The organism is Paenibacillus sp. TAF43_2 (assembly GCF_052113545.1).
Taxonomy (GTDB): Bacteria; Bacillota; Bacilli; order Paenibacillales; family Paenibacillaceae; genus Pristimantibacillus.
In genome coordinates this window covers 23,142-33,333 of the sequence record NZ_JBFRDK010000058.1, presented here as the reverse complement: position 1 = coordinate 33,333, position 10,192 = coordinate 23,142, and the positions used below count along the sequence as shown (strand labels likewise).

The window sequence follows — 10,192 nt, the reverse complement described above, 5'->3', positions numbered from 1 at the left end:
TACCACGGCTGTCGCGACTACCAAAAGAATAAGAAGAGGTAGCAGTACTTTTTTTCTCATCTCGTTTTGTCTCCATTTTAATTAATAATGAACTACAATTCTAAACGTAGATTATTGTTTGTTTGTTGCAGGCTATTGTGATGTATACCATTCTCAAATTACGCATAATCATGGTCAAACAAGTAAAAAGCCGTTAGCACAAAGCTAACGGCTCTTATTTGTTCTCTACTCCAGACGCTTCTTTCCTTCAATTAATATGGTCAAGCTGACAAGCGTAACAAATATAGTCGCTCCCATATCGGAGAGAATCGCAATCCATAAGGTGAGCCAGCCGGGAATGGTAAGCAACAGTGCGACTATTTTCAATCCCAGTGAAACGATAATGTTAAAGCGGATGACGCGATTGACCTTTTTGGCAATGGAAACGGCTTCGGGCAGCTTGCCCAAGTGATCCTGCATGAGGACGATATCGGCTGTTTCAATCGCACTGTCTGTTCCTTTGCCCATCGCAATGCCGAGCTGCGCAGAGGCTAGAGCAGGAGCGTCATTAATGCCGTCACCAATCATCGCGACATGGTGGCTTGCTGAAAGCTCTTTAATCTTCTTCACTTTATCTTCCGGCAGAAGATTGCCATAAAACTCGGACACCCCGACGGCGGAAGCGACTTTCTCCGCTGTCTTCTGATGATCCCCGGTAAGCATAATGGTACGCTTAATGCCCAGCTTGTGTAAGGATGCGATTACAGACCGGCTTTCCTCGCGAATTTCGTCTGAAATGCCAAACATACCGAGTACTTGCTGATCGTCTGCCACCAATACAAGAGTAAGGCCGTCATTTTTTAATTGTTCAATGCGATTTTGGATAGAATCCGGAATCGTAATATGCTCGATGCTTTTTTCGTTTCCAAGCCAGTATGCAAGGCCGTTAACCTTCGCTTTAATTCCCCGGCCAGATATCGTTTGAATTTCATCCGGTTCTGGTATTGTCATATTTCGGCTCGCTATTTCCTTCATAATCGCTTTCGCAAGCGGGTGGGAGGACGATTTCTCGATAGCGCCAGCTGCTTGGAAAAAACGTTCTTCATCATACGCTTCCAATTTGGCAACATGCGGTTCGCCTTTAGTTAACGTGCCTGTTTTGTCAAAAGCAAGCGTGTCGATCTTGCCAAGCTGCTCTAGAAATACGCCGCCTTTGACGAGTACGCCGTTCCGAGCATTTCTTGTAATGCCTGAAACAATGGCAATGGGTGAAGAAAGAATTAATGCGCAAGGGCACCCTACAATTAATACGGATAATCCTTGATAAAGCCATGTAATCCAGTCTCCCTGAAAGAGGAGCGGAGGAATAAGGGCAACAAGCGCAGCAACAATCATAATGAGCGGCGTATAATATTTAGCGAATTTATTAATGAAAAGCTCCGTTGGCGTTTTAGTCTCCTGTGCTTCTTGAACGAGATGAAGAATTTTTGCCAAGGAGGAATCCTTGTATGCTTTATCAATTCGAACGAGAAGCAGCCCTTCATTGTTAATGCTTCCCCCGTAAACGGGTTCTCCTGCTTCCTTCTCAACCGGCAGTGATTCACCTGTGATTGCCGCTTCATTCACCGAGCTTTTACCTTCAGAGACGATGCCGTCCGAAGGGATTTTTTCGCCTGGCTTAATTTTTACAAGATCGCCGATTTGAAGAGATGCAATCGGAACGATAATCTCTTGGCTATTTTCTATTTTTAAAGCTTCTTTAGGCGCAACTTGAAATAAAGCTTCCATGGAGCGGCGCGCCTTTTCCATGCCATAACCTTCAAGCAGCTCATTTAGTCCAAACAAGATGGCAACGAGAGTAGCTTCCTTCCATTCACCAATGGATACAGCTCCGATTAACGCAATCGTCATTAAGGTATCGATATTAAACTTCATTTTAATTAAATTTTTAAGTCCGCGGAAAAATGTGGTGTAGCCGCTAATAATCGTTGCGGCCAAATATAATAGAATGACTGCTTGTTTGTCGAGCACACCATTAAGGAATAATGCGGCAACATAGATGATGCCCGATACGATGAGCAATTTGAGCATATTTGAATGGCCTTCGGAATGACTGTGATCGTGATCATGATCATGTCCAGCATGACTATGAGAACTATGATCGTGTCCCTTATTCGCTTCCGAGCTTGCTTCGATATAGGCATTGTCTGATTTTAAAATTTTCTTAACTGCAGCCATGGAAATTTGCGGATCAACCGTTAATTTTCCTGAGTTGTAGCTGAGCTTTGCATCCAAGCCATGCTCCAATTGTTTAATCTCTTCCTCCATTCGGAGGGCACAGCCACCACAAGAGAGTCCCTTTATTCGATACTCATTCATAAGACATCCTTCTTCCAGTTGAATATATGAATACTTGTTCATATAATATGCAATTCCAACATTTATGTCAAACGTATTTTCTCCATTCCGCTATAAATTCATGTAAACACCATTCGGTTTGTTAGAATCCGTACACATCTGAACGCCATAAATTCAAGTAGACAAGGAATGGTAATTCCAATAGTATGAAACCAACGTTGTTATCATAAAGGCAAGCTGCTAGCCAGTATTTCAATCGGAGGAATGAATATGCATATATTGATCGTGGACGATGAAATGATCATTCGTAGTGGCTTAAAAAATATGATGCTGTCGTACAGCAAGCCATTTACAAGCATCCGTACAGCTGAGAATGGGGAGCAGGCTTTAGCTTTCATTGCTGAGTATCCCCCCAATATCATCATTACGGATATTCGGATGCCAAGGATGGATGGACTGCAACTTTGCAAGCGCATTCATGAGATCTATCCCTTTATTAGAGTTGTTGTTATTTCCGGTTTTGCGGAGTTTGAATATGCGAAACAATGTATGGCGTACGGTGTGAAGGAGTATATGCTCAAGCCCGTTGTGAAAAAGGACATTCATGAAATGCTGGATAAATTATTGCCTGCTATGGAAAAAGGTGTCGTTGCGCCAACGCACTCGAAGAAATGGCTCGATGAGATGACGGAGCATATTTGGCAGCTGCGGTTGCCCGATTTGGATAAATGTTTGGATGATTGGCTTAGCTATTGCGGAGAAAGAACAGATCATCCACAGCAGTTAAATGAGCTATTGGAGGATTCCTTTCAAGCGGTATTGGATCGATTGCAGGACAAAGGTCATCAATACACGGGGATTGCTGCCGCTGCTATAGAGAAAAATGCTTTAACTGATGGAAAGCAAAGCTTTCGCGACAAAATCCACTCTGTAACGGATGAGCTTGCTTTGCGCAGAGGCGGCTTTAAGGATTTAATGACAGAGGTCAGAGCTTATATCGAGAAGAACATTGCGAAGGAAGTAACGCTAGAAGAGGTTGCCAATCTGGTTGGCCTGACGCCTAACTATTTTAGTTTGTACTTTAAAAAAACGACAGGGGTCACCTTCGTGAACTACCGAATGACCAAACGAATAGAAGCAGCGGAGCAGCTGCTCGCGCAGCCTCACTACCGAATTGTCGATGTCGCGCATGAGATCGGCTACGAGGACTATTCTCATTTTGCAAAAACCTTTCGGAAAGTGAAGGGCATTACACCAACCGAATTTCGCAGCAAGCTGGGGATTAAATAAATGATGAAGCGGCGAAAGGGACTGTTTTTCCGGTTGTATATGTATTTCATCATCGTCATCCTTGTACCTTTATTTGTTCTAGGCGTGTACACCTACTATGGAGCGACAGAGAGGCTTCGCGATCAGGCGGAGGCGAACATGGCACAGGTCGTCAACATTACGTCGCACCATTTGGAACAATATATTCGGAGTTATGAGAACTCAACGTTGTCGCTGCTTACTAATTTGGATATTAAAGAGTATTTGGATGTGGCGCCGGAGCTCAATTATGAAAATTATTTTTACTCATCGAGAATCAAGACGTATGCGTTTGAACCGATATTGATTCGTCACCCTGAGGTGCTCGCTTTGTACGTCGTTGGAAAGGACGGACGCTCTGTCGGCGTGAATAATAATGCATCCCTCGACTTTACAAGCCCCTCTGCCAAAAAATATGTGGAAAATCTATTCTCAGACATTCCAGATAATGGCCAAATCGTCATTTTGAACGATAGCATCAGCTCCGTGCAGAAAGGACAATCTATCACGCTTGCCCGCAAAGTAAGAGGACTTCGGTCGATGGATTATAAAGGTGTTCTCGCCATTGAGATCAAGAGCACGGAGTTATCTACGCTTTGGAAAGGCATCGATTTAGGTCCCCAAGGCTTATTTCATATTGAGGATCGGCAGGGGGAAGTCGTTTACCATACCGATTCAAGCAAAATTGGCCAAAAGCTGTCCTCTCAAGCGAAGCGTGAACTGCCAGAAGGAAAGGCTGTATCCTTTATAAGCAAGGAAGCCGGAGAAGAGAGGTTTACGATTGCCCGCCATTCCAGCTATACGAATTGGGATTTGCAAATATCGATTCCGATGAAGGATTTGCGCCAACCAATCATCGGCATTCGAACGAACATTATATGGATCGGTTCGGTAACATTGATATTAGGGCTGCTGATTGCTTATCGGTTCAGCTACTCGATAACGACGCCTATTCAAAAGCTTAGACGCGGCATGAAGCAAGCAGAGAAAGGGGACTGGACCCGTATTCCGTTAAATGGAAAGCAGGATGAGGTGGACGAGCTGGTTGTAAGCTACAATTCTATGGTCAATAAATTATCGGACCTGATTGAGCAGGTGTATACAGCGGAAAGCACCAAACGTGAAGCGGAGCTTGAGCGCCAGAAAGCAGAACTGCAAGCGCTACAGCTGCAAATAAACCCTCATTTTTTGTACAACACGCTGGAGACGATTGTTTGTTTCCCTGCTGTACAGGATTCGGATGAGGTTTCGGAAATTGTGAAAAATATGGCTTATATGCTGCGCTATGCTGTCCAAACGAGTTTGGAGGAAATTACGGTCGTCAACGAGCTGAAGCATGTGTTGAATTACATGGCGATTCTGAAGCATCGGTTCGGCAAGGAGTTCGAGATCGATGTGGAAATTCCGCCAGATTATTTGCTGAAGAAGATGGTCAGGCTTACCCTTCAGCCCATCATCGAAAATGTGTTTCAGCATGCTTTTTTTGAAGGCATCGAGGACAAGCATCGGATCGAAATACGGACGGAAGAGACGGAGAGCTTTTTTGTAGTGTCGGTTAAAGATAATGGCYCTGGTATGAGCGAATCTACCCTGCTGCAGCTTCGAAGCCGCTTGGAGACGAAGAAGCTGACCGAAGTGAAGGAAGGCAAAGGAGGAATCGGCGTCCTGAATGTCCACCGCCGCATTCAGCTCGTATTTGGCGATGCTTACGGATTAGAGATAGAGAGTGAATTAGCAATCGGAACGGTCATTCGAATGATCATGCCCAAATCGTAAAAAAAACCATACCGACAAAGATGGCGCCATCGTAGAGCCCTGTGCCATAGTGTACGATTGTCGTACAAACTATGTAAGGAGTTGACTCCGATGGCTAAAAGCAATATCTCACAATCTGAGCCTGGCCTCATGCTGTTTCGGACTGGAAAGGAGCGGTGGGCTTATTTAAATAAGTATAAAGCGTTATATTTTCTATCGATCCCAGGCATTCTTTATTTCTTATTATTTAAGTATGTACCGTTATTTGGTTCGGTGATGGCCTTTCAAGACTACAATATTTTCAAAGGTTATTTGGGAAGCGCATGGGTAGGGTTTGACCATTTTCAGCGCATGTTTCAGTATCCTGACTTTTTGCGGATATTGAAAAACACGCTCATTCTCGCATTTTACAGCTTAGGCTTTTCGTTTCCGATTCCAATAATTCTTGCTTTGCTGCTAAATGAGATTCGCAAGGTATTCTTTAAGCGGACGCTGCAGACGATCATTTACATGCCGCATTTTCTATCGTGGGTCGTTATCGGCGGCATCGCCATTGAGATTCTATCGCCGCGAAGCGGGTTTGTAAACAATATCATTACGATGATCGGCTTCGATCCGATTTACTTCATGGGGGAAGAGTCGTATATTCGAACGATCTTGGTTTCCTCTGGCATATGGAGAGACGCCGGCTGGGGAACGATCATTTATTTGGCAGCGCTAACAAGCATTAATCCGGATTTGTACGAGGCTTCAGAAATGGATGGAGCGACGCGCTGGAGACAGACATTGTCGATCACTTTGCCCGCGCTTATGCCGACCATTACCATTTTGTTTTTGCTGCAGATCGGCCATTTCATGGATTTTGGATTTGAAAGGGTTTCGGTATTTCTGAACACGCTTAACGCTGGTAAAGGTGAAATTTTGGACACTTATATTTATACAGTGGGCCTTCTCGAAAGACAATATAGCTACACGACAGCCATCGGTCTATTTAAATCCGTGGTCGGACTTGTCTTAATTATGACAGGCAACACACTCAGCAAGAAGATGACTGGTGAAGGTTTATATTAAGGAGGAGACCCCCATGGTAAAAATAAGCACCGGACAGCGGTGGTTTAACGTGTTCAATTATATTTTTCTTATCGTACTTGGCTTAAGCATGATTTTGCCAATCATACATGTCGTAGCGCAATCGCTCAGCAGCAATGCAGCAATCAACACGGGCAAAGTTTATTTATGGCCGGTAGAGCCAACGCTGACCAACTTTAAGGCGGTTATTGGGGAAAAGCTCATTTGGCGGTCGTTTGGCATTAGCGTGTACATTACAGTTGTAGGGACACTGATTAATTTGGTGATGACGGCAACACTGGCTTATCCATTGTCGCGTGCCGAATATGTATACCGCAAGCCTGTATTAATTATGGTTCTTCTGACGTTAATTTTCACTGCACCGCTTATTCCGAACTATTTGCTCGTAAAAGAGCTGGGCCTTCATGACACGTTATGGTCATTGATGCTGCCTGGAGCAATAAGCGCTTTTAATTTGTTTGTTATGCGCTCTTTCTTTATGGGGCTTCCAACGGAGCTGATTGATTCATCACGAATCGACGGCTGTGGCGAGATGCGGATTTTATGGAACATTATTTTGCCGCTGTCAAAGCCCGTTATGGCGACGCTCGGTATTTTCTATGCGGTATCGCACTGGAACAGCTATGCGAATGCGCTCTATTATATCAACGATAGACTGTTGTACCCGCTCCAAGTAAGGCTGCGAGAATTTATTATTACGGACAGCTCCTCCATTTCTGCGCCAGCCGAGGATGCGTTATTGTCTTCACCGGAAGGCATCAAAATGGCGGTCGTTGTCATTGCAACCATTCCGATTATGATGGTATATCCATTCCTGCAAAAGCATTTTACGAAAGGAATGATGGTTGGATCTGTAAAATCATAGGCAGCGTAAAAAAAACCATTGCACCATAAGTTAACACATATTAACCATTTTTCGAGCGTGATAAGCTTTGTCTATGAAAATGAAAGCGTTATAAATTTGATGAGAGGGGATCTGTTTATGAAAAAAAGAATGCTTAGCTTATTGTGTGTTATTCTCCTGACGGGTCTGCTCACAGCTTGTTCGGAGTCAAACAACAAAGTAGAATCGACAACTAGCCCTGCACCTGACAAAGAAACAGATGTGACGGATAAGCCAGCAGAGCCTACGAAATTTTCGATTGCAAGAGGCACGTTAGCTTTGAAAGCGGTGGAATCGGTAGAAGACATTAATAAAGACAAGTGGGTTCTGGAGCTGGAGAAGCGGACAAACACCGATATGAATATCCAGCTGCTTCCGCATAAGGATTTTAAACAAAAGATTTCACTTATGTTCGCAGGCGGTGAATTGCCGGACGTGCTGACTGCCTATCAGTCTATGACGCCGGCAAGCAAAGATATGAAAGGCGCAGTAGAAGCTGGACTGTTCATGCCGCTTGATGATCTTCTCAAATCACATGGGCAAAACTTGCTTACTGCTATTCCGAAAGAAGCTTGGGATGAAGTAACCTATCAAGGAAAAATTTACTCCATTCCGCAATACTTAAGCGTGCAATCGCGCCGTGCAACATTTGTACGTGCCGACCTTCTTGAGAAAGCTGGAATTGGGGCGCCAAAAACGATTGATGAGCTGTTGCCTATGCTTCGTGAATTTAAGAAGCTCGGCATTGAACAGCCTTTTGGATTCCGTGAAAACTTCAAATATGCCGACTTCATTTTGGGAGCGTACGATGTGCTTCCTTACAGCACGATGTATGAGAAACAAGGCGACCAAATCGTTCCGAAGTTTTTTGATTCAGAGAACATGATGAAGGCGCTGGAAATGTATAAAGCGATGTACGACGAAGGCTTGATGGCCAAAGATTTTGCAACGATTACAGGTGCAATGTGGACGAAAAGCCGCGACGCTGGAAATCTAGGCATTTACAATGCCAATGCGAATCAACTCGGCATTTACCAAGGGGAACTGACGAAGACCGTTCCTGACGGAAAGCTTGAGATGATCGCTTCACCGACTGGTCCAGACGGCAAAGGCGGTATGATGCTTTACAACAAGACGCTTGAACAATCGTATTTGAACGCGAAGATGGATCAAGCAAAAGCAGAAGCCATTGTCAGCTATTTTGACTACATGGTTAGTGCAGATGCGAATACGTTCTTTACCTTCGGCAATGAGGGTGAGACGTATACGAAAGAAGGCGACAAAGTAAACTACACGGTTCCTGCTGACGAAGAGCAGCGCTATTCTGAACAACGTCGTGACTGGTTATGGCTGGTTAAAGACGGGGCCTTCAATAAGGATAGACTTCCGCTGGAAACGAAGGGCGCAGAAATGATGAATGGTTTTGAGAAGCTGCTGCCTAACGAGGGACGTGCCGGCGTATTCTTTGATCCCGACCTTGACAGCTATACACAATTCCCGGACTTGGCTCCAAAGTTTGACGAGCCGTCTAAGTTCATCCTTGATCACATGGTCAAAATGATTTACGGCAAAGAGAATATTGCGGATTGGCCAAAGGTTATTGAAGAGTGGAAAACAAGCGGCGGCAATGAAATTATTAAAGAAGCTACAGATCGTTTTAACAGTAAATCAGGCGTTGTTGTAGGTCCAGATGCCAATGCTTGAATCTTATGATTTTACAAAGGTGTTTGCAATGATCGTGCAAAAAGGAGAGAGCATGCTTCAGCAGATCGGAGATAAATCACCGCATGCTGCAAAGGCCGACGGCATTTATGACGATATGAGGCATGATTGGTGGACTTCGGGCTTTTGGCCCGGCATGCTGTGGATTTTGTACGATATGACGGGAAAGGAAGCATATAAGAACGCGGCCTGGGGCTGGGACGAGAAGCTGGAAGCTAAAATGATGCAGGAAAACAATTTTCATCATGACGTAGGTTTTCAATTTTTACCGACAGCCATCATTAAACATAAGCTGACTGGCGATGCCGATGGGCTGCGCCGCGGTTTGTTCGCTGCTAATTTCTTAGCAGGCAGATTCAATATGGCTGGTCGATTTCTACGGGCTTGGAACCAAGATAAGCTTGGCTGGTCCATCGTTGATTCATCTATGAATTTATCTTTGTTGTTTTGGGCAGCCCAAACGACCAATGATCCACGCTTTAAGCATATCGCAAGGGCGCATGCCGACACGGTTGTAGAGCATTTCATTCGCGCGGATGGATCGGTTAAGCATATTGTGAGCTTTGATCCGGAAACAGKCGAGTTGCTCTGTGCAATCGGCGGGCAAGGTGCGGGACCGGATTCCGCTTGGAGCCGGGGAGCAGCATGGGCTCTTTACGGTATGGCAAATACTTATCGCTATACGGGCGATGAAAAATATTTGCGTGCCTCGCAGCGAGTAGCGAACTTTTTTATAGCGAACTTGCCTTCTGATCACGTACCGCACTGGGATTTCAGAGCTTCGGAGCATAGGGCAGAGGAACCAAGAGACAGCTCAGCTGGCGCTTGTGCAGCATCCGGCCTCTTGGATCTCGCTTCGATGCTGCCAGTTGCGGAGGGGAAGGTTTACCGTGATGCAGCTGAACGTATGCTTATATCCCTTCATGAGAATTATGCTGCATGGGATCTGCCGAATCATGAGGCAATTTTGCTTCAAGCAACGGGAAATCGTCCATCGGGTACGAATGTGAATGTTTCGTTAATCTATGGCGATTACTATTTTGTAGAGGCAGTCGCCAAGCTAAACGGTTGGAAAAATTATATCTTTTAAACAGTAAT

Annotated in this window: 7 protein-coding genes; 6 read left to right on the top strand and 1 reads right to left on the bottom strand. The window is 44.8% G+C overall.

Annotation, left to right across the window (positions count from 1 at the left end):
- Positions 1-225: 225 nt before the first annotated feature.
- Positions 226-2,358, bottom strand: coding sequence for a heavy metal translocating P-type ATPase (locus tag AB4Z17_RS14870; protein WP_441960534.1), 2,133 nt, complete (start codon positions 2,356-2,358; stop codon positions 226-228).
- A gap of 243 nt (positions 2,359-2,601) precedes the next feature.
- Between AB4Z17_RS14870 and AB4Z17_RS14865 the strand changes: the two genes are divergently transcribed.
- The 6 genes from AB4Z17_RS14865 to AB4Z17_RS14840 all read left to right on the top strand — a co-directional run bounded on the left by AB4Z17_RS14865 (position 2,602) and on the right by AB4Z17_RS14840 (position 10,184).
- The gene (locus AB4Z17_RS14865) at positions 2,602-3,627 is read left to right on the top strand and encodes a response regulator transcription factor (RefSeq protein WP_441960532.1); all 1,026 of its coding nucleotides are present in this window, start codon (positions 2,602-2,604) and stop codon (positions 3,625-3,627) included.
- Entirely contained in the window at positions 3,628-5,421 is a 1,794-nt protein-coding gene (locus AB4Z17_RS14860) for a cache domain-containing sensor histidine kinase (RefSeq protein ID WP_441960530.1), read from the top strand.
- Between the two features lie 129 nt (positions 5,422-5,550).
- Positions 5,551-6,471 (top strand): ABC transporter permease, encoded by a 921-nt coding sequence (locus AB4Z17_RS14855; protein ID WP_441960538.1) that lies wholly within the window; start codon positions 5,551-5,553, stop codon positions 6,469-6,471.
- Positions 6,472-6,484: 13 nt separating this feature from the next.
- Complete coding sequence (locus tag AB4Z17_RS14850; protein WP_441910687.1) at positions 6,485-7,354, top strand: carbohydrate ABC transporter permease; 870 nt, start codon at positions 6,485-6,487, stop codon at positions 7,352-7,354.
- 117 nt (positions 7,355-7,471) lie between these two features.
- Complete coding sequence (locus AB4Z17_RS14845; protein ID WP_441910689.1) at positions 7,472-9,076, top strand: hypothetical protein; 1,605 nt, start codon at positions 7,472-7,474, stop codon at positions 9,074-9,076.
- Positions 9,069-10,184, top strand: a complete 1,116-nt coding sequence (locus tag AB4Z17_RS14840; RefSeq protein ID WP_441960537.1) for a glycoside hydrolase family 88 protein — start codon at positions 9,069-9,071, stop codon at positions 10,182-10,184. The genes AB4Z17_RS14845 and AB4Z17_RS14840 overlap by 8 nt, the downstream gene beginning before the upstream one ends.
- Positions 10,185-10,192: the final 8 nt, after the last annotated feature.

Excerpts from the sequence above, each read along its gene's own strand:
- AB4Z17_RS14870 (WP_441960534.1), bottom strand. The coding sequence starts at position 2,358 with ATGAATGAGTATCGAATAAAGGGACTCTCTTGTGGTGGCTGTGCCCTC.
- AB4Z17_RS14865 (WP_441960532.1), top strand. The coding sequence starts at position 2,602 with ATGAATATGCATATATTGATCGTGGACGATGAAATGATCATTCGTAGT.
- AB4Z17_RS14850 (WP_441910687.1), top strand. The coding sequence starts at position 6,485 with ATGGTAAAAATAAGCACCGGACAGCGGTGGTTTAACGTGTTCAATTAT.
- AB4Z17_RS14855 (WP_441960538.1), top strand. The coding sequence starts at position 5,551 with ATGCTGTTTCGGACTGGAAAGGAGCGGTGGGCTTATTTAAATAAGTAT.
- AB4Z17_RS14845 (WP_441910689.1), top strand. The coding sequence starts at position 7,472 with ATGAAAAAAAGAATGCTTAGCTTATTGTGTGTTATTCTCCTGACGGGT.